The following is a 19,604-nucleotide window of genomic DNA, read 5'->3' as shown; positions in this document are numbered from 1 at the left end:
ACGTGCCGTACGAAGTGCTGCTTACGCGGGTGAGAACAGGTGGTCGCTGATGAGGCGGGCCGCGCCGATGACTCCGGCGGTGGGGCCCAACTCCCCCAGAACGATGGGCAGGTTGCCGGTCGCGAGGGGAAGCGACTGGCGGTAGACCTGGGTGCGGAGCGCGGCGAGCAGGGTGTGGCCGAGGCCGGTCACTCCGCCGCCGATCACCACCAGGCCGGGGTTGAAGAAGGAGACGAGTCCGGCGATGACCTGGCCGACGCGGTTGCCGCCCTCGCGGATCAGATCGAGGGAGGTGGCGTCACCCGCGGCGGCCGCTGCTGCGACATCCACGGCGGTCAGGGTGCCGCTCGCCTCAAGGCGTGAGGCGAGTTCGGCGGACCGCCCCTGCTGGGCGGCCTCCATGGCGTCCCGGGCCAGTGCCGCCCCGCTGAAGTGGGCCTCCAGGCAGCCCCGGTTGCCGCAGGCGCAGGGGCGGCCGTCGGGTACGGCCTGGATGTGCCCGATGTCGCCTGCGCTGCCCGTCGTACCGCGGTAGACGTTGCCGCCGACGACGATGCCGCAGCCGATGCCGGTACCGATCTTGACGCAGAGGAAGTCGGCCACGGTCCGGGCGACGCCGGCGTGCTGCTCTCCCATCGCCATCAGGTTCACGTCGTTGTCGACCATGACCGGGCAGCCGAGGTCCTGGCTGAGCGCCTCCCGGACCGGGAACCCGTCCCAGCCCGGCATGATCGGCGGAGCCACCGGCACACCCTCGGGGTAGCGGACCGGCCCCGGGACGCCGATGCCGGCGCCGTCGAAACCCTCCGCGAGCCCCGTGGCCCTCAACTTCGCGGCCATGGCGAGTACTTGCTCGAAGACCGCGACCGGGCCCTCGCGTACGTCCATGGGCTGGTTGAGGTGACCGAGGATTTCCAGCTCGGCGTTGGTGACGGCGACGTCGACCGAGGTCGCGCCGATGTCGACGCCGAGGAAACGCAGCCCCGGGTTCAGCCGGACGTTGTGGGAGCGGCGGCCGCCGCGCGAGGCGGCGAGTCCGTCGGCCACGACGAGGCCGGTCTCCAGGAGCCGGTCCACCTCCACGGCCAGCTTCGACCGTGACAGATCGACCTGATCGCCCAGCTGGGCCCGTGAGTTGGGGCCGCCGTCCCTGAGCAGCTGGAGCAGACGGGCCTGATGAGCGTTCGCGGGTCGTGCCGTCATGCGTCTCACGAGCCCCTCCCCGCCTCAATCGGCCACCAGTTGCCGGGCTTTCGAGGGGAACGTAGCAGCGGCCGCCGAAGCTGGGAAGAAGCTGTGCAGAGATTGCTGCCAACTTTCTCCACTCACAGGACAAAGCTCGGGGCGCGGAGGCACGAGAGCGCAGGGCGGCAGCTACCCGAGAGGCCGGCTCCGAGAGCGAAGCGTCAGGACTTCGCCCGCGCGTGATACGAGCGCCGCGTGTGCTCGGTGTGGTCGCGCATCAGCTGGGTGGCGCGCTGCTCGTCCCGCTCCGAGATCGCGGCGATCAGCTCACGGTGCTCGATCCAGGACTGCCGGCCGCGCTGCCGGGCGATCGGTGTGTAGTACCAGCGGACGCGGCGGTCGACCTGGGCGGCGAGCTCGGCGAGGACCGCGTTGCCGGCCAGCTCCATGATCTTGGCGTGGAAGCGGGCGTTCATGGCGACGGCGCCGTCCACGTCGTCGGCGGCGACGGCGCTCTCGCCCTGCGCGCACAGCTCCTCCAGCGTGGTGATGCCGGCGCTGCCCGCGTTGGCGGCGGCGAGCCGGGCGGCCTCGGCCTCCAGGAGCGTACGGACGGTGAGGAGCTGATCCGCCTCCTCCTCGGTGGGCTCGTGCACGAACGCGCCCTGGGCGGGCCGCAGATCGACCCAGCCCTCGGTGTTGAGCCGCTGAAGCGCCTCGCGCACCGGCTGGCGCGAGACACCGAGATGGCCTGCGAGTTCACTCTCGACCAGATGCTGACCGGGCTGGAGGGAACGGGTGGTGATGAGTTCGAGCAGCGCCTCGTAGACACGGTCGCGCAGCGGTCCGGGTCGTTCGAGCTTGGGTACAGCCCCCTGCGGCAGTCCTGTCGACAACATCGCGGTCCCCCTCCTCGGCAGGGCCGTGTGCACAGCAGCCGTAGCGTCGGTATCAATTGCCTTTCGTCTACAGTCTACGGCGCATCAGGGCCAGGGAAACACGGAGTTGACCTCGTCACACCCGGACGCCGTCGCAGCTCATGGGCACCGGACGACCTGTCCGGCGTAAGAAAGATTCCCGCCGAAGCCGAACAGCAGGACCTGGTCGCCGGTGGAGATCTGGCCCTGTTCGACGAGCTTCGAGAGCGCGAGGGGGATGCTGGCTGCGGAGGTGTTGCCGGATTCGGCGACATCGCGGGCGACGACCGCGTTGACCGCGCCGATCTTCTCGGCGAGGGGCTCGATGATGCGCAGGTTGGCCTGGTGCAGGACGACCGCGGCGAGGTCCTCGGGCGCGAGCCCCGCCTTCTCGCAGACCTTGCGGGCGATGGGCGGCAGCTGGGTGGTGGCCCAGCGGTAGACACTCTGCCCCTCCTGCGCGAACCGCGCGGGCGTGCCCTCGATCCGTACGGCGTGCCCCATCTCCGGCACCGAACCCCACAGCACGGGCCCGATCCCGGGCTCGTCCGTCGCCTCGACGACGGCGGCTCCCGCTCCGTCCCCGACCAGGACGCAGGTGGTCCGGTCGGTCCAGTCGGTGACGTCGGACATCTTGTCGGCGCCGATGACCAGGGCGCGTACGGACGCTCCCGCCCGTACGGCATGGTCCGCCGTGGCCAGCGCGTGGGTGAAGCCCGCGCACACGACATTGACGTCCATGGCGGCGGGCGAGGGGATCCCGAGCCGGGCAGCGACCCGGGCGGCCATGTTCGGGGAGCGGTCGACGGCCGTCGACGTGGCGACCAGGACCAGGTCGATGTCGGCGGGCGTGAGGCCCGCCGACGCGAGCGCCTTGGCGGCGGCGTGCGCGGCCAGCTCGTCCACCGGCTCGTCGGGCCCGGCGATATGGCGCGTCCGGATACCCACCCGGCTGGTGATCCACTCGTCGCTGGTGTCGACCAGGCCCGCCAAGTCCTCGTTGGTGAGTACCTTGGCGGGCTGGTAATGGCCGACGGCGGCGATCCGCGAGCCGTTCATGGGTGGTCCCCCTTGTTGCCTTGGGTAGCGGATCCACCAGTCTGATGAGTGACTCGCGGGTACGGCGGCAGGTGATGCCACAGGAATCGGACGTCCGGGTTGTCGGCTTCTGTCAGGCCCTCGGACGCCCGAACAGATCCCGAACAGTCACCCGGTGAACAGCTGCGTCGCCTTCTGTACGAGTTCGTACACCCCGTACGCGAGCGGCGCCCCCACCCACAGCCAGGCGAAGGCGATCAGCCCGCGCCGGTCAGGCGGACTCTGGCTGCTGTCGTTCGACATCGACGGCCTCCTGACTGGTGGATGCGGGGATGTGATGGCGGGGGTTGACGGGCCGGACGAGTTCGTTGGCGACGAAGCCGACGACGAGCAGCCCGATCATGATGACGAAGGACAGCCCGTACAGGGACGAGCCGTGCTTGCCGGCCTCCTCCTGCCGGTCGGCGATCCAGTTCACGATCAGCGGTCCGAGGACTCCGGCCAGTGACCAGGCGGTGAGCAGCCGCCCGTGGATCGCGCCGACCTGGTAGGTGCCGAAGAGGTCCTTCAGATAGGCGGGGATGGTCGCGAAACCGCCGCCGTAGAAGGAGAGGATCACCAGCGCGCTCAGGATGAACAGCGGCTTGGAGGAGTCGCCGAACAGCGCGAGCGACGCGTACATCAGCGCTCCGACGCCCAGATAGACGCGGTAGATGTTCTTGCGTCCGATCAGGTCGGAGGTCGACGACCAGCCGATGCGGCCCGCCATGTTGGCCGCCGACAGCAGGGCGACGAAGCCCGCGGCGGCCGTCACCGAGACCGGCGTCGAGGTGTCCGCGAAGAAGTCCGTGATCATCGGGGCGGCCTTCTCCAGGATGCCGATGCCGGCGGTCACGTTCATGCAGAGCACGACCCACAGACACCAGAACTGCGGGGTGCGGATCGCGCTGTTGGCGGAGACCTGCGGCCCCTGAAGGGCACTCGGCGCACCCTCGACCGGCCTCGCGGTGCGCGGCACCCGCACCAGCAGCACGCCCAGCAGCATGAACACGGCGTACGTCAGCCCGTGCACGAGGAAGGCGAGCGCGATCCCGGAGCTGTCGCTGCCGAACGACTCCAGCATCTGCGCCGACCAGGGCGAGGCGATCAGCGCGCCGCCGCCGAAGCCCATGATGGCGATGCCGGTGGCCATGCCGGGCCGGTCCGGGAACCACTTGATCAGAGTGGAGACGGGCGAGATGTAGCCGATGCCGAGGCCGATACCGCCGACGAAGCCGTAGCCGAAGACGATCAGCCAGTACTGCTCGGTCGCCGCGCCGAGCGCGGAGAGCAGGAAGCCCGACGAGAAACACACCAGCGCCACGGTCATCGCCCAGCGCGGTCCGTTGCGCTCCACGAGCGTGCCGCCGAACGCGGCCGACAGACCGAGCATCACGATGCCGAGCTGGAAGGGCAGTGCGCTCTGGGTGCCGCTGAGGTCGAGCGCGGATTCGAGCGGCGGCTTGAACACGCTCCAGGCGTAGGCCTGGCCGATGGAGAGATGGACCGAGAGCGCGGCTGGGGGGACGAGCCAGCGGCTCCAGCCCGCGGGTGCGACAGGGGGACTCATGATCCCGAACGGTAGGAACAACCGGGGTAGTTGAAAAGGCGGCGCGTCGGCAGTATGCGGTGAGCGGTATCCAGAGCGCGATGAACGGTCGGACCGGCCGGTTTCCGGAGCCCGCTCCCTGTGCAGGACAATGAGATCGTGAAGGGCTACGCGCAGGTACGGAACCGGGGCTGATCAAGACATGGGACGAGTCACGGAACGACGCAAGGTGATCCGGATCCGGGACGGGGCCGTCTCCACCCGCCCGGACACACTCGTCGCCGAGGAACCCCTGGAGATCAGACTCAACGGCAAACCCCTCGCGATCACCATGCGCACACCCGGCGACGACTTCGCACTCGCCGCCGGATTCCTGGTCAGCGAGGGAGTACTCGCCGAACAGAGCGACCTCCAGAACATCGTCTACTGCGCCGGCGCCACGGCCGACGGCTCCAACACCTACAACGTGGTGGACGTGCGAACGGCGGCAGGGGTCGTGATCCCCGACATCACGCTTGAGCGCAACGTCTACACCACCTCGTCCTGCGGCCTGTGCGGCAAAGCAAGCCTCGACGCAGTCCGCACGACAGCGCGCTGGCCCATCGCCGACACTCCCCCGGTCCGAGTCGACCCCGAACTGCTCGCCGGCCTCCCCGACCGGCTGCGCGCGGCCCAGCAGGTGTTCGACCGGACCGGCGGCCTGCACGCCGCCGCCCTGTTCACCGAGCACGGAGAACTGGTCGACATACGCGAGGACGTCGGCCGCCACAACGCAGTCGACAAACTCGTCGGCCGCGCCCTCCAGCACGGCAACCTGCCCCTGTCCCGCACCATCCTGCTCGTCTCCGGCCGAGCCTCCTTCGAACTCGCACAGAAGGCGGTCATGGCCGGCATCCCCGTTCTGGCAGCCGTTTCCGCCCCCTCCTCCCTGGCAGTCGACCTGGCGGCCGAGGCGGGCCTGACTCTGGTGGGGTTCCTGCGGGGCAGCTCCATGAACGTGTACGCGGGTGAGGACCGCATCGCCCTAGGGGCCGCGGCCACCCAGGGCTGACCTCGCCTCAGCCCTGTGCCACTTTCGCGAACGCCGCGATCATGGGTGAGTGGCGGTTTGCCTCCCAAGCGAGGTAGACCTGGTCGTGGTCGGCGTCCGTCACGGGGACATAGGTGATGTCGGGGCGTGAGTACTGTGCGGCGACGGACTCCGGGACGAGTGTGATGCCCTGCCCGGCCACCACGCGCTCGAACTTCTCCTCGATGGTGCGGATCGGGACGTCGTCCGGCCCGGGGTCCGCGTAGCGCAGTCGTGGCTCGCCGTCGAGGTCGGCCAGGACGAGTTCCTCCTTGCCGGCGAGCCGGTGGTCCATGGGGAGCATCGCCACCCGGCGCTCGGTGAACAGCGGCAGCAGTTTCAGGCCGCGCTCCCGGATCGGCGGGCGCAGGTAGGCCAGGTCGACGGTGCCGTCGAAGATCAGGTCCTCCTGGTCGTCCCTCCCCCACTCTCGACTACGCTCGAGCGGGAGGTGCCCCCATCACTCGACGGGCCTCGACGCCGATGTCGGGATGCTCGGCGCAGAAGTCGCGCAGGGCCCGGGACAGCACGATCCCTGCCCGGAAGCCGACGACCAGGCGGTGCGGCCCGTTCGCGGCGCGGCGCACGCGGCTCCTGGCGGCTTCGGCGTTGGCGAGCAAGTACCGTGCGTCGTCGAGGAGTTGGTGTCCGGCCGGGGTCAACGTCACGCCGTGGCTGTCGCGTACGAAGAGAGTCGCGTCCAAGTCCTTCTCCAGCGCCCGGATCTGACGGCTCAGCACCGGCTGGGCGATGTGCAGCCGCTCCGCCGCACGTGCGAAATGGAGCAGCTCGGCCACCGCCACGAAGTAGCGGACCTTCCGCAGGTCGAGGTCCATGGCCCGCTCCTTCCGTCGTACCGGCGGCGATGTCTTCAGGGTATCGCCGACGCCGAAAGAGGTCTTGGACGGCGAGAGGGACGCGACCGCAGGCTGGATCACGGTGAACCACACGCGGAAGGGAAACATCATGAGCCTGCAAGGACAGCGGATCGTCGTCGTCGGAGGCACGTCCGGCATCGGACTGGCGGTCGCGGAGGCAGCCGCGCGGGAGGGCGCCGCGGTGGTGGTCGCCTCGCGCAGCGCGTCCCGCGTGGAGAGCGCACTGAAGCTGCTGCCCGAGGGCGCCGAGGGGCACCCGCTCGACGTGACCGACGAGGCGTCCGTCGAGGCCTTCTTCGGGCGGGTCGGCGCCTTCGACCATCTCGTCTTCACGGCCGGGGAACCGCTCACGTTCCAGCCGCTGGCCGGCCTGGACCTGACCCTCGGCCGGTCCTTCCTGGAGGCTCGGCTCTGGGGCACGTACGCGGTGGTCAAGCACGGCGCCCCGCTGATCCGCGAGGGCGGCTCTGTGGTGCTGACCTCGGGCACCGTCGCCCGGCGGCCGATGGCCGGCACCGCCATCGCGGCCGGACTGTGCGGTGCGATGGAGTCGCTGACCCGGGCGCTGGCCCTGGAGCTGGCGCCGGTCCGGGTCAACGCGGTCGCGCCCGGCGTCGTCCGCACGGACCTGTGGCGGGACCTCCCGGAGGAGGACCGGGCGGAGCTGTACCGGGCGACGGCCGACTCCCTGCCCATCGGCCGGGTCGCCGGCCCCGAGGAGATCGCCGAGACGTACCTCTATCTGATGCGCGGCGGCGTCAGCACGGGCTCGGTGGTCGTCGTCGACGGCGGGACGGTGCTGGTCTGAGAGCCTGTTTCTGAACCCCCGTCGTCCGCGCGGAGTGCGGGCGCAGCGGCGTTCGGTGCGTGCCCTGGGGGTCCCCCCGGCCGGAGGCTGGGGGAGTGCGGCGTCGCAGGTCATGTGGCGGAGCCACCTGTCCTGCGGCGACGTGCGCCGAGGGTGCGTGCCGGGCGTCGCTGCGCAGGCGGGGGTTCAGAAACAGGCTCTGAGGCCTCAGCCGGCCATGAAGCCGACGTCGGCCGCCGACACCACCGACCCCAGCCGCGGAAAGTCCAGCCGGACCGACGCGTCGTGCTCCGCGGCCGTGAACGCGGTCATCGCGTCCTCGACGAAGACGAGTTCGTAGCCGAGGTCGCCGGCCGCGCGGGCGGTGGACTCGACACCGAGGTTGGTGGTGATGCCGCCGAACACCAGGGTGGTGACGCCGCGTTCGCGGAGGCGGTCGTCGAGGCCGGTGCCCTGGAAGCCGCCGATGGTGCGCTTGACGACCTCCAGGTCGCCGTCCCCGAGCAGTCCGGCGGCGAGGCCACTGCCGGACGGCTGCTCGGCGACACCGGGGCGCTCGACGCGGATCAGTACGACCGGCGCCCCGGCCGAGCGGAACGCCGCCGCCAACTCCTCGGCGACGTGCAGGACTTCGGTCCCCTTGCGGGGCTCCAGGGGCAGCGCGACGATCCGGTCCATCAGATCGACGAGCACGAGGGCGCTGCGCGTGGGATCAAGCGCGAGAGGTGCGTTCATGACGGAACGTTATCCGTCGTCAGCCGTCCGTACCGGAAATCCGGATCAACAGCCCCATGAACTGGTCGCGTTCGGTGGCCGACAGCGGGGCAAAGAGTTCGTCGGTCGCCACCCGGGCCACTTTCTCGCAGCGCGCCAGCATGCGGGCCCCCTCCTCGGTGACGGACACCGCGTTCTTGCGCCGGTCCGTCGGGTCGGGGGCACGGACGACGAGGCCCGCGGACTGTAGATCGTTGAGGATCCCGACGACGTCCTTGGGGTCGAGACCGACGCTCCTGCCGAGGTCGGCCTGGGCGACGGGGGCGAGGTCGCGGACGGCCGAGAGCACGACGTGGTGCCACATCTTCATGCCCTCCGCGGCCAGCGCGGCGGCCACCAGCGCGCGCCCCCGGGCGGCGGCCCGTCCGAGGAGCCAGCTGGGCAGGGTCCGTATCGCGAGAAGGGGAGCTTCGGCCATGGCAACACACTAGGTGAAAATTCGTTGGACTTCCCCACGATCATCTGCTTATCGTTGGGACTCCCAACGAACCCCTGGAGGTGCGGTCGATGCGTCGCGTCCGGTACGACGCCCCCGGTGGCCCCCTCTTCCTGGAGCGGGCCCCGGTCCCGGAGCCGGCGCCGGGCGAGCTGCTCGTCCGGTGCGAGGCGGTCGGCGTCACGCTCCCGGTCGTGCGCAAGGTCACCGAGGCGGCCGATCCGGTGGCGCTCGGCGGCGAGATCGCCGGGGAGGTGGTGGCCGTCGGCGCCGACGTGACCCGGTTCCGGGTCGGCGACCGGGTGACCGGGCTGTGCATCGGGTACGCCTATGCCGACTTCGCCTGCCTGGGCGAGGCCATGGCCTCCCCCGTGCCCGAGGGCGCCTCACCCGTCGACGCGGTCGCGCTGGTCCGCAGTGGCCTGGTCGCGCTGGGCGCCCTGGAGGCGGCGCGGCCGCAGCCGGGGGAGGCGGCGCTGGTGACGGCCGCGGCTGGGGCGTGTTGCGAAAGTCCCGTCGTCCGCCCGGAGGGCGGGCCTGGCGGCGTCCGGTGCGTGCTCTCGGCGGGCCGGGCGGAAGGCCCCGTCGATGGGCCGGACGTACTTGGGCTTTCGTCCGGTGCGGCGAGTGGGGGCACCTCCCACGCCTTTTGGGCAGTGGGGGAGCGTGCCGGGCGTCGCCAGGCTGGGGGCACCTCCCGGCCGAAGGCTGGGGGAGGGACTTTCGCAACACGCCCCAGCGGGGTGGGCCGGCCGGCGGTGCGGCTCGCCCGGCTGCGGGGCGCGGGCCGGCTCGTCGGCGCCGTCTCCGACCGGGCGAAGTCCGGCTTCGTGCGCTCCCTCGGCGCCGACGAGGTGGTGGTCCACGGCGACGACTGGGGCAGGCCCGTCGACTATGTGCTCGACGCGGTGGGCAGCGACCTGCTCCCCGCGGCACTGGCCGCGCTCGCCCCCGGCGGGCGACCATGCGGGACTGGTGCAGCCCGGTGCGGTACAGCGCCCCGTAAGGGGCGCGGGGCTGTATCGATGTGCGGCTCCGCCGCGGGGCTCGACCAGCCCCCACCGGCCCGCGGTGAACGACCCGCATATCCAGCGGAGCGCCTGGTGGCGTACGGCTCGGGCGGCGGGACCGTCCGGGCGTACGACCTGCTCGTGGGCGCCAAGACGGTGACGGGCTTTCAGGTGGCCCGAATAGCCCGCGAGCAACCCGAGTTGTACGGGTCGTGGCGCCGGGAGCTGTGGCGGTTGTTCGCCGCGGGTTCCCTGAGGCCCGCCGTGCACGGGGAGTTCGCGCTGGAGGAAGCGGTGCGGGCGCACGCGGTGATCGAAGCGCGGAGCAACCTCGGGAAGGTGGTGCTGCGCCCCTGACGGGAAGCGCATCGCCGGCAGCACTCCCCCCAACACTCCCACGCGCCCCCCTACCCGCTTCTTGTGAGCTGTCGGTCACCACAACTACCGTCTGTGACACGCGCGTTGGACGTGGGATGTCCAGAGGTCAGATGTCCAGCGGTCCAGATGCCTGAAGGGCAGGTCATGCCATGCCGCCGAGTCTTCGTGCACGTCTTAGATCCACCCTCCGGGCTCTGAGATCCACTCTCACCGCGGCCGCCGTCACCACGGCGGCCGCCGCACTGCCGAGCCCCGCACACGCCCAACCCGCCACCAAGGTCCCGGTGTTCGAACAGCAGGTCCTCTTCAAGGCCTCGCAGGACCCCGGCTACGCCTGTTTCCGGATCCCGGCGATCGTGCGCACCAACGCGGGCACGCTGCTCGCGTTCGCCGAGGGCCGCGTCCTCAACTGCGGTGACGCCACCGACATCGACATCGTCGTCAAACGCTCCACCGACGGCGGGAAGACCTGGGGCCCGCTCCAGGTGGTCAACGAGGGCGTGGGCGACACGCACGGCAATCCGACACCGGTCGTGGACCAGGACAGCGGCCGGATCCTGCTGGCGGAGACATACAACGAGGGCCGCACGGACACCGGGAACTGCGACGTCCCCTGCGAGCGCAGCCCGTATCTTCAGCACAGCGACGACGACGGCCGTACCTGGTCCGAGCCGCGCGACCTGAGCGACGAGATCCTGCCCGAGGACTGGAACTCCTGGTACGCCACGGGGCCCGTGCACGGCATCCAGCTCACCCGTGGTGAGAACGCGGGGCGGATCGTCATCAGCGTCAACGGCGAGACGTGGGATGGCAGCCGGGTCACCCGGAACCATGCGGCGCTCATCGTCAGCGACGACGGCGGCGACCACTGGCGGCTCGGCGCCACCGACTCCTCGGAGATCGCCGAGGACGGCACCTTCGAGCAGAAGAACGGCGAGCTGACGCTGGCCGAACGCACCGACGGCACGATCCTGGTCAGCGGCCGCGAGTCGGACGGCACCGACCTCGGCCACCGCACCCAGGCCGTCAGCCAGGACGGCGGCGACAGCTTCGCCACGTCCTTCGAGGACCTCCCCGGCCTCTACGCCCCACAGGTCCAGTGCTCGATGCTGAACCTGACCAGCCGCCTCCTGCTGGCCTGCCCCGGTGACCCCGACCGCCGCCGGACCATGATGATCCGCTCCTCCTACGACGGCGGCAGCACCTGGGACAGCGTGGACCGTGGCACGGTCGTCGCCCGGGACTGGTCCGGCTACTCCGACCTGGTGCACATCAGCGGCACCACCGTGGGCCTGATGTACGAGGGCGGGGCCGTCGACGCCCGCGACGAGATCCGCTTCGCCCGCTTCACCGAGGACTGGCTCACCCCGAAACGCGGCCCGGACCCCACCACCTCCAACCAGGCCCCCCTGCTCGCCCCTCCGGCCTCCGTGCTCGGCGGCCCCAAGCCCACGGACGGCGTGTTCGACGGCGCGCTGGCCTTCGACGGCTCCGACGACGCCGTGCGGGTGGCGTACCACGAGGGACTCCGGATCGGCACCAAGGACTTCACCGCGTCCCTCTGGTTCCGCCACACCGCCACGACCGGCGAGCAGCCGCTGCTGTCGATGGGCGGCGTCGCGACCGGCCAGCCGCACATCACGCTGCGCGGCGAGCCCGCGAGCAAACGCGTGCAGGCCCTGATGACCGCGCGCGAGGGTGCGACGACCGTACGCAAGGCGGAGGTGAATTCCAACGGCGCGTACAACGACGGCCGGTGGCACCACCTGGCGTTCCGCCGCGGTGGGGGAACACTGACCCTCTTCATGGACGGCAAGGCGATCAGCACCGCGGACGTGGCCGGCTCGGTCAGCCGCAACTCGCCCTTCGGCGTGCACATCGGCCAGCGCATGGACAGCCGCGCCTTCTTCACCGGCGCGATCGACGACGTCCACGTCTGGGACCGGGCGCTGACCGACACGGAGATCACCCAGGTCCGTACGGACGGCACCGGTCCGGTTCTCGACACCGTCCTGTGGCTGCCCATGGACCAGGTCACCGGCAGCGACTAACGTCGCGGGGCGTGCCCGACGACGTACGAGCGCGACAGCGGACGGGGACCGGGCTCGGCCTGTTGCTGGCCCTGGTGCTCGCGGCCGTACTGCTCACCGCCCTCCCGGACGGCGACCGGGAGGGCGGCGGCGCGTGCCCGTCCCGGGCGGTGGGTTCCTGGTCGGCGGACCGGCGGCTCACCGGCGAGTTCGCCCGCTACGGCGACGACGCGACCCGCGCGGACGACTGGACCGGCGGCGACGGCACCCACTCGGTGCGGCTGCCGGACGGCCGGCTGCTGTGGCTGTTCTCGGACACCTATCTCGGTCGGGTGTACGCGCCGCCCAACCCGGTCGGCGAGTCGTACGCCTGGCGCGACACGACGGCGCCGCTGGTCCGCAACTCGGCGGTGGTGATGCGTGGCGGGCGGCTCCAGAGCACCCTCCCCGCGCCCCTCTTCCCCGATCCGGCCCCGAACGAGTGGCGGTGGCCGGTCGCCGCGCAGGTCGAGCCCCGCTCGCCCGGCTCGTCGGAGCAGGTCGTCCGGGTGCTGCTGTGGGTGCGGACGGCGGGCCAGTCACCCTGGATCTACGGCGTGCCCACCGCCACCGAGGTCGCCACGCTGTCCCTGCCCGACCTGCGGGTCGAGTCGGTCGTCCCGGTGCTCGACCAGCGGTTGGTCCCCGATCCCTCCCGGCGGGTCCTGTTCGGCACGACGCTGGTCCAGGAGGACGGCTGGACGTACGTCTTCGGCGGCGACGACGGCCAGGCGGCGTCCCGCCCCGCCTCGTCGGCGTATGTGGCGCGGGTGCCCGCGGGCAGGCTCGCCGAGCCGGGCGCCTGGCAGTACTGGAACGGGTCCGAGTGGGCGGCCGGTGCCGTCCCGCGCACGGTGCTGGGCGACGGGGTGGGCAGCGCGTTCTCGGTGGTGCGCGCGGACGGGACGTACGTCCTGTTCACCATGGCGGCGGGCGCCAAGGGTCTGACCACCGTCACGTCGTACTGGGCCTGCTCCCCCACCGGGCCCTGGCACGGGCCGACCCGGGACTTCAGCCCCTCACTGCCCGACGGCCAGGTCGCCGCCTACAACCCGCAGGCCCACACCGAACTGAGCGGTGACGGGCGGCTGGTGCTCAGCTACGACGTCAACTGGCTCGACCCGAGCGGCGGCGCGGCAGCTCAGCTCAGCCGGAACGTCTCCCTGTACCGACCGCGATTCGTGACTCTTCGGCTGGCACCGGCGGACTGAGCACCTTGTCGTGCGACCGGCGCTTGGCGATCACCGCGCACACCATCAGCTGCATCTGGTGGAAGAGCATCAGCGGCAGCACCGCAAGCGAGGCATGCGCACCGAACAGGACGCTCGCCATGGGCAGTCCGGAGGCGAGGGACTTCTTCGACCCGGCGAACTGGATCGCGATCCGGTCCCCGCGGTCGAAGCGCAGCGCCTTGGCGCCGTACCAGGTCAGGGCGAGCATCACGGCGAGCAGCAGGGCCTCGACGACGAGCAGACCGGCCAGCCGGGCCGGGCTCACCTGATGCCAGATGCCCTGCACCATGCCCTCGCTGAACGCCGTGTAGACGACCAGGAGGATCGACCCGCGGTCGACGAGCCCGAGCACCCTCTTGTGCCGGGCGACGAACCCCCCGATCCAGCGCCGCAGGACCTGCCCTGCGAGGAACGGCACCAGGAGCTGGAGCACGATCTTGATCAGTGAGTCCGCGGAGAAGCCGCCGCTGCTGCCCAGCAGCGAGGCCGCGAGAAGCGGGGTGATCACGATGCCGACGAGCGAGGAGAAGGAGCCCGCGCAGATCGCGGCGGGCACATTGCCCCGGGCCATCGAGGTGAACGCGATCGACGACTGGATGGTCGACGGGACGAGCGTGAGGAAGAGCAGGCCCTGATAGAGGGGGTCCGACAGCAGCACCGGGACGAACCCGCGGGCCGCCAGACCGAGCAACGGGAAGATCATGAAGGTGCACGCCAGGACCGTGACATGGAGCCGCCAGTGCTTGAGCCCGTCCAGCGCCTCGCGCGTCGACAGCCGGGCCCCGTACAGGAAGAAGAGGAAGGCGATCGCGGCCGTGGAGGCACCCGAGGCGACGTCGGCGCCCGTCCCGCGCGCCGGGAGGAGAGCGGCGAGCCCGACTGTCCCGAGCAGTAGCAGGATGTAGGGGTCGATCGGCATCCAACTCGGCCAACTCAGGCGTTTCACGGTGCTCAACTGACTCTTTCTCTCGGGCGGTACGGGGCCAACAGGTCCCCGCTCCATCGTCCTCCTCCGCGAGCTGATCGGGAATCCGTCATACCGCTCTGACTGTCATTGCGTTTCGCGATAACGCGGTACCGTGTGTCCCGTGTACGACCCCTCCCATCTGCGCACCTTCCTCGCGGTGGCGCAGACCCTGAGCTTCACGCAGGCCGCCCGGCGGCTCGGGCTGCGCCAGTCGACGGTCAGCCAGCACGTACGGCGGCTGGAGGACGCCGCCGGACGGCAGCTGTTCACCCGCGACACCCACTCCGTGGAGCTGACCGAGGACGGCGAGGCGATGCTCGGCTTCGCGCGCCGGATCCTCGAGGTGCACGAGCAGGCGACGGCGTTCTTCACGGGCACCCGGGTGCGCGGCCGGCTCCGCTTCGGCGCCTCCGAGGACTTCGTGCTGACCCGGCTGCCGGAGATCCTCGAGGGCTTCCGCCACGACCACCCGGAAGTCGACCTGGAGCTGACCGTCGAGCTCTCCGGCACCCTGCACGAGCAGCTGACCGCCGGGAAGCTGGATCTGGTCCTGGCGAAACGACGCCCCGAGGACCCGCGCGGCGAACTCGTCTGGCACGACGACCTGGTGTGGATCGGCGCGGAACGCCTGCGACTGGACCCGGAGCGCCCGGTCCCGCTGATCGTGTACCCGCCGCCCGGCATCACACGCGCCCTGGCCCTGGAGGCCCTGGAGCGGCAGGGCCGCGAATGGCGCATCGCCTGCACCAGCGGCAGCCTCAACGGCCTCGTCGCGGCGGCCCGCGCGGGTCTCGGTGTGATGGCGCACTCCCGCGGCCTGATCCCGCCGGGCCTGGTCCCCGTACCGGAGCGGGCGGGCCTGCCGGAACTGGGCCAGGTCGACTTCGTCCTGGTCCACGGCCGTCACCGCACCTCCGCCCACGGCGCGGCCGACGCCCTCGCCGCGGCGATCCTGGGGGGCGGCGACCGACTGCACCGGCGTCAGCGGAAGGGCTTCTGATACGTCAGCTGCATGACCCGGCTGGATCTCAGGCTGTTCCTGAAGCCGGCGTTCTCCGGGGTCATGGCGGGTGCGCTCGCCTTCAACGCCGCGGCCTTCGGTGTCATGGTGTACACGTCGATCTGGCTACAGACCCTGCTCGGGATGAGCCCGGTGCGCGGCTGCTGCACGGCGTGCCGACGCGGATCACCATCGGGGCGGGCTACGGCGGGCGCCCTGACCCCCGGGCTGATCCTCGTGGGCGTCGGTACGGGTCTGGTGTCGCCCGGTATCGCGGGCGGCGGCGCCGGAGCGCTGTACGGCGCCTTCCCCGGGCACACCCTGCACGAGGGGTTCGCCGAGGTGCTCAACTCGGCGGCGGGGGTGGCCGGTTGCGCGGCGATGGCGGCCGGAGTGCTCGTCCTCGCCCTGGTCAGGACACCGGGCGGAGTGACGAATACGCCCGCGCCGACGCTGACAGAAGAGCAGGCCGCACACCGGAGCTGACGTCGCCCAATGCCGTAATCGTGCCGTACAGATTCCGTGGAGATTACGGCACCGAAACTTACTCAACCGTAAGGAAAGTGTCCGACCCTTCCCTATGTGAGCGCATTTTCGGACACCGACCAGGGCGTATCTGAATGTTGCTCCGTTTCGACCCCCCTCCCGCCCCGCTCCCGGGTGGGGTAGCTTTCACGGCCTGCGGAGCGTCACCAGGAGCGGGGAGCGGGGTTTGCGCGAGTTCACCAACCCTCCGTTGGCGTTGGCACCGCCGGTGGGCGGACTGGCCGATGTCGTGTTTCAGCACGCCCAGGAGGACCCGCTGTACATCGCGCTCGGCCGCAAGGACGAGCAGGGCCGGTGGCGGGATGTCACCGCCGCCGAGTTCCGTGACGAAGTACTGGCTCTCGCCAAGGGTTTGCTTGCCCGAGGCATCCGGTTCGGCGACCGGGTCGCGATCATGTCCCCCACGCGTTACGAGTGGACGCTCTTCGACTTCGCGTTGTGGACGATCGGCGCCCAGGTGGTGCCGGTCTATCCCACGTCCTCGGCCGAGCAGTGCTTCTGGGCGCTGTACGACGCCGAGTGCACGGCCGCGATCGTGGAGCACGAGGACCACGCGATGACGATCGCCACCGTCATCGACCGGCTGCCGCAACTGCGTCAGCTGTGGCAGCTCGACGCCGGGGCCGTGCAGGAGCTGTACGACGCCGGCGCCCACATCGAGGACGAGATCGTGCACCGGCACCGGCAGGCGGTCACCCCCGACTCGGTCGCCACGATCATCTACACCTCGGGGACGACGGGCCGCCCCAAGGGCTGTGTCATCACGCACGGCAACTTCATGTACGAGGCGGACACGGTCATCGAGCGCTGGGAGTCGGTGTTCCACTCCAAGAAGGGCGACGAGGCGGCCACCCTGCTGTTCCTGCCGCTCGCGCATGTCTTCGGGCGGATGGTGCAGGTGGCCGCGATCCGTGGCAAGGTCAAGTTCGGCCACCAGCCGCAGATGAACGCGGCCGCCCTCCTTCCCGACCTGGCCGCCTTCAAGCCGACCTTCTTCCTCGGCGTGCCGTACATCTTCGAGAAGGTCTTCAACGCCTCCCGCCGCAAGGCCCAGCGGGAGGGCAAGGCGGGGCCCTTCGAGAAGGCCGTCGAGATCGCCGTGAAGTACGCGGACGCCGTGGAGGCCAAGGCCTGGGGCCTCGGGCCCGGCCCCTCGGCAGCACTGCGCATGCAGCACCAGCTGTTCGACAAGCTCGTCTACGCCAAGATCCGGACGGCAATGGGCGGCCGCATCCGGCACGCGATGACCGGCGGCTCGGCGATGGACCGGCGGCTCGGGCTGTTCTTCGCGGGCGCGGGCGTGCACATCTACGAGGGCTACGGCCTCACCGAGTCGACGGCGGCCGCCACCGCCAACCCGCCCGAGCGCACCCGTTACGGCACCGTCGGGCAGCCCATCCCCGGTATGACCGTGCACATCGCGGACGACGGCGAGATCTGGCTGCACGGCGCCAACGTCTTCCAGGGCTACCTCAACAACAAGAAGGCCACCGACGAGACCCTGCACGACGGCTGGCTCGCCACCGGCGACCTGGGCTCTCTCGACGAGGACGGCTATCTCACCATCACCGGCCGCAAGAAGGAGATCCTGGTCACCTCTGGCGGCAAGAGCGTCTCGCCCGGCCTGCTGGAGGAGCGCGTACGGGACCATCCGCTGGTCTCCCAGTGCATCGTCGTCGGCAACGACCGCCCGTACGTCGCCGCCCTGGTCACCCTCGACCAGGAGGCCGTCGAGCACTGGCTGACGATGCGCGGCAAACCCCAGATGTCCCCGGCCCAGCTGGTGCGCGACGCGGACCTGGAGACGGAGGTACGGCGCGCCGTGGTCGCCGCCAACACCCTGGTCTCGCAGGCCGAGTCGATCCGTACGTTCCGGATACTGGCCCAGCCGTTCACCGAGGAGCACGGGCTGCTGACGCCGTCCCTGAAGCTCAAGCGCAAGGCGATCGAGAACGCGTACGCCAACGAGGTCGAGGCGCTGTACCGGGCCTGAAACCGGCCCGTACCACCGATAACGACACATTCCGGCGGATTCTCTGGTCCGGAATGCATCACGGCTCGTGATCGTTGACGATGTCAGTACCACCTGACGACAACCGAAGGATCGAGAGCGCGTGAGCAGCAAGGTCCCCCCGATCATCCTCAACAACGGCGTCGAGATGCCCCAGCTGGGCTTCGGCGTCTGGCAGGTGCCGGACGACGAGGCGGAGCAGACGGTCGCGACGGCGCTGGAGGCCGGGTACCGCAGCATCGACACAGCGGCGATCTACGGCAATGAAGAGGGCACCGGCAAGGCGATCACCGCCTCCGACATACCCCGCGAGGACCTCTTCGTCACCACCAAGCTCTGGAACAGCGAGCACGGGTACGACTCCACCCTGCGCGCCTTCGACGAGTCCCTGCGCAAGCTCGGCCTGGACCACCTGGATCTGTACCTGATCCACTGGCCACGACCGGCCACGGGCAACTTCGTCGACAGCTTCAAGGCGTTCGAGAAGCTCCTCGCCGACGGCCGGGTCCGTGCCATCGGCGTCTCCAACTTCCTGCCCGAGCACCTGGAGCGTCTGATCGGCGAGACGTCGGTCATTCCGGCGGTCAACCAGATCGAGCTGCACCCGCACCTCCAGCAGCACGCTTCCCGCGAGTACCACGCGGAGCAGGGCATCGCCACCGAGGCCTGGTCGCCGCTCGGCTCCGGCAGGGGTCTGCTGGAGGTTCCGGCGGTCGTGGCCATCGCGCAGAAGCACGGCCGCACCCCGGCTCAGGTCGTGCTGCGCTGGCACGTCCAGCTCGGCAACGTGGTGATCCCCAAGTCCGTGACGCCGTCCCGGATCAAGGAGAACATCGAGGTCTTCGACTTCAGCCTGGACACCGAGGACCTGGCGGCGATCAGCGCGCTGAACGAGGACCGGCGGATCGGTCCGGACCCGGCCACGACCGAGTGAAGCTGAGCGGCACCCGGCGGGCGGCCCGTTGACGGGCCGCCCGCGCAGGGTCAGTTGGGCTGCCCGATCGGCCGTACGACCACGGTGTTGATGTCGACTCCAGCCGGCTGCCGGATCGCCCACACGACCGACTCGGCGATCTGGTCGGCGGTCAGGAGATGTCCGGGCGGCAGACTGCCGTAGCCGTCCCAGAACGGCGTCTCCACACGGCCCGGCGCGATCAGGGTCACGCCGACGCCCCACTCGGTGACCTGTCGCCGGGTGTTCTCGGCGAGCCCGGTCACCGCCCATTTCGTCGCCCCGTAGATGTTGCCCGGCGTGTTCACGAACCCGGCGACGCTCCCGACCAGCACAATCCGGCCCCGGGTCTCCTTCAGGGCGTCGACGGACGCGCGGACGAGCAGCGCCGGGCCGAGCACATTGGTCAGCACCATCTCGGTCCACCCGGCGGGATCGCCCTCGGCGACCGAGTCGTGGGTGGCGAAACCGGCGTTGGCGACGACCGTGTCGAGCCGCCCGAACTCCTTCAGCGTGGCCTCGACGGCCCCGCGCACCTGGTCGTAGTCGGCCGCGTTGCCGGTGATCGTCAACAGGCCCTCGGGGTTGCCGAGTTCGTCGGCGAAGCCGCTCAGCCGTTCCTCGCCGCGGCCGGTGACGGCAACCCGGTGCCCCGCGTCCAGCAGCTGCCGCGCGACCGCGGCGCCGATGCCGCTGCCACCACCCGTGATGAGCGCGACCGGTGAGTCGGTCATGGTCTCCCCCTG

20 protein-coding genes are annotated in these 19,604 nt (G+C 70.6%); 9 read left to right on the top strand and 11 right to left on the bottom strand.

Going from position 1 to position 19,604, the window contains the following annotated elements:
- Positions 1-21 precede the first annotated feature (21 nt).
- From KCH87_RS06885 to KCH87_RS06870, 5 genes are all read right to left on the bottom strand, one after another.
- Positions 22-1,203, bottom strand: a complete 1,182-nt coding sequence (locus KCH87_RS06885) for an ROK family transcriptional regulator (protein ID WP_210584955.1) — start codon at positions 1,201-1,203, stop codon at positions 22-24.
- 203 nt (positions 1,204-1,406) lie between these two features.
- Positions 1,407-2,084 (bottom strand): GntR family transcriptional regulator, encoded by a 678-nt coding sequence (locus KCH87_RS06880; RefSeq protein WP_210584954.1) that lies wholly within the window; start codon positions 2,082-2,084, stop codon positions 1,407-1,409.
- Between the two features lie 138 nt (positions 2,085-2,222).
- Entirely contained in the window at positions 2,223-3,161 is a 939-nt protein-coding gene (locus tag KCH87_RS06875; RefSeq protein WP_210584953.1) for a beta-ketoacyl-ACP synthase III, read from the bottom strand.
- Between the two features lie 147 nt (positions 3,162-3,308).
- Positions 3,309-3,443, bottom strand: a complete 135-nt coding sequence (locus KCH87_RS50035; protein ID WP_282612918.1) for a hypothetical protein — start codon at positions 3,441-3,443, stop codon at positions 3,309-3,311.
- Positions 3,412-4,749, bottom strand: a complete 1,338-nt coding sequence (locus tag KCH87_RS06870) for an OFA family MFS transporter (RefSeq protein ID WP_210584952.1) — start codon at positions 4,747-4,749, stop codon at positions 3,412-3,414. The genes KCH87_RS50035 and KCH87_RS06870 overlap by 32 nt, the downstream gene beginning before the upstream one ends.
- A gap of 181 nt (positions 4,750-4,930) precedes the next feature.
- On the opposite strand from KCH87_RS06870, the gene fdhD reads away from it, so the two are divergent.
- Positions 4,931-5,779 carry a formate dehydrogenase accessory sulfurtransferase FdhD gene (gene fdhD / locus KCH87_RS06865; protein ID WP_210584951.1) on the top strand — a complete coding sequence of 283 codons (849 nt, stop codon included), beginning with the start codon at positions 4,931-4,933 and terminating at the stop codon, positions 5,777-5,779.
- A gap of 7 nt (positions 5,780-5,786) precedes the next feature.
- On the opposite strand, the gene KCH87_RS48885 is transcribed toward fdhD, so the two are convergent.
- Both KCH87_RS48885 and KCH87_RS48880 read right to left on the bottom strand, forming a co-directional pair.
- Complete coding sequence (locus tag KCH87_RS48885) at positions 5,787-6,167, bottom strand: LysR substrate-binding domain-containing protein (protein WP_247195857.1); 381 nt, start codon at positions 6,165-6,167, stop codon at positions 5,787-5,789.
- Between the two features lie 64 nt (positions 6,168-6,231).
- Complete coding sequence (locus tag KCH87_RS48880) at positions 6,232-6,633, bottom strand: LysR family transcriptional regulator (RefSeq protein ID WP_247195723.1); 402 nt, start codon at positions 6,631-6,633, stop codon at positions 6,232-6,234.
- Between the two features lie 130 nt (positions 6,634-6,763).
- Here KCH87_RS48880 and KCH87_RS06855 point away from each other — a divergent pair, with 130 nt between their 5' ends.
- Entirely contained in the window at positions 6,764-7,483 is a 720-nt protein-coding gene (locus KCH87_RS06855) for an SDR family oxidoreductase (protein WP_210584950.1), read from the top strand.
- Positions 7,484-7,690: 207 nt separating this feature from the next.
- Here the strand turns inward: KCH87_RS06855 and KCH87_RS06850 are convergent, their stop codons facing one another.
- Together KCH87_RS06850 and KCH87_RS06845 are read right to left on the bottom strand one after the other, a co-directional pair.
- Positions 7,691-8,218: an isochorismatase family protein gene (locus tag KCH87_RS06850; RefSeq protein ID WP_210584949.1), complete on the bottom strand. Its 528-nt coding sequence runs from the start codon at positions 8,216-8,218 to the stop codon at positions 7,691-7,693.
- Between the two features lie 19 nt (positions 8,219-8,237).
- Positions 8,238-8,675: a MarR family winged helix-turn-helix transcriptional regulator gene (locus KCH87_RS06845; protein ID WP_210584948.1), complete on the bottom strand. Its 438-nt coding sequence runs from the start codon at positions 8,673-8,675 to the stop codon at positions 8,238-8,240.
- Positions 8,676-8,764: 89 nt separating this feature from the next.
- On the opposite strand from KCH87_RS06845, the gene KCH87_RS06840 reads away from it, so the two are divergent.
- The 3 genes from KCH87_RS06840 to KCH87_RS06830 all read left to right on the top strand — a co-directional run bounded on the left by KCH87_RS06840 (position 8,765) and on the right by KCH87_RS06830 (position 13,361).
- Positions 8,765-10,060, top strand: coding sequence for a zinc-binding dehydrogenase (locus tag KCH87_RS06840; RefSeq protein ID WP_210584947.1), 1,296 nt, complete (start codon positions 8,765-8,767; stop codon positions 10,058-10,060).
- Between the two features lie 170 nt (positions 10,061-10,230).
- Complete coding sequence (locus KCH87_RS06835) at positions 10,231-12,132, top strand: sialidase family protein (RefSeq protein WP_210584946.1); 1,902 nt, start codon at positions 10,231-10,233, stop codon at positions 12,130-12,132.
- Positions 12,133-12,143: 11 nt separating this feature from the next.
- The gene (locus KCH87_RS06830) at positions 12,144-13,361 is read left to right on the top strand and encodes a DUF4185 domain-containing protein (protein WP_210584945.1); all 1,218 of its coding nucleotides are present in this window, start codon (positions 12,144-12,146) and stop codon (positions 13,359-13,361) included.
- Here KCH87_RS06830 and KCH87_RS06825 read toward each other — a convergent pair.
- Positions 13,297-14,301, bottom strand: coding sequence for a bile acid:sodium symporter family protein (locus KCH87_RS06825; protein ID WP_210585025.1), 1,005 nt, complete (start codon positions 14,299-14,301; stop codon positions 13,297-13,299). The genes KCH87_RS06830 and KCH87_RS06825 overlap by 65 nt on opposite strands.
- Before the next feature lie 169 nt (positions 14,302-14,470).
- On the opposite strand from KCH87_RS06825, the gene KCH87_RS06820 reads away from it, so the two are divergent.
- From KCH87_RS06820 to KCH87_RS06805, 4 genes are all read left to right on the top strand, one after another.
- Positions 14,471-15,349, top strand: a complete 879-nt coding sequence (locus KCH87_RS06820; protein ID WP_210584944.1) for a LysR substrate-binding domain-containing protein — start codon at positions 14,471-14,473, stop codon at positions 15,347-15,349.
- A 12-nt stretch (positions 15,350-15,361) separates the two neighbouring features.
- Positions 15,362-15,835 carry a hypothetical protein gene (locus KCH87_RS06815; protein WP_308298765.1) on the top strand — a complete coding sequence of 158 codons (474 nt, stop codon included), beginning with the start codon at positions 15,362-15,364 and terminating at the stop codon, positions 15,833-15,835.
- Positions 15,836-16,061: 226 nt separating this feature from the next.
- Entirely contained in the window at positions 16,062-17,888 is a 1,827-nt protein-coding gene (locus KCH87_RS06810; protein WP_210584943.1) for a long-chain fatty acid--CoA ligase, read from the top strand.
- 121 nt (positions 17,889-18,009) lie between these two features.
- Positions 18,010-18,840, top strand: a complete 831-nt coding sequence (locus tag KCH87_RS06805; RefSeq protein WP_308298764.1) for an aldo/keto reductase — start codon at positions 18,010-18,012, stop codon at positions 18,838-18,840.
- A gap of 50 nt (positions 18,841-18,890) precedes the next feature.
- Here the strand turns inward: KCH87_RS06805 and KCH87_RS06800 are convergent, their stop codons facing one another.
- Positions 18,891-19,592 carry an SDR family oxidoreductase gene (locus KCH87_RS06800; RefSeq protein WP_210584942.1) on the bottom strand — a complete coding sequence of 234 codons (702 nt, stop codon included), beginning with the start codon at positions 19,590-19,592 and terminating at the stop codon, positions 18,891-18,893.
- Positions 19,593-19,604 lie beyond the last annotated feature (12 nt).

Source organism: Streptomyces sp. GESEQ-35, from assembly GCF_017948485.1.
Lineage (GTDB): Bacteria > Actinomycetota > Actinomycetes > Streptomycetales > Streptomycetaceae > Streptomyces.
The sequence above is the reverse complement of the archived record's forward strand: the minus strand, read 5'-3'. Positions and strand labels throughout refer to the sequence as shown.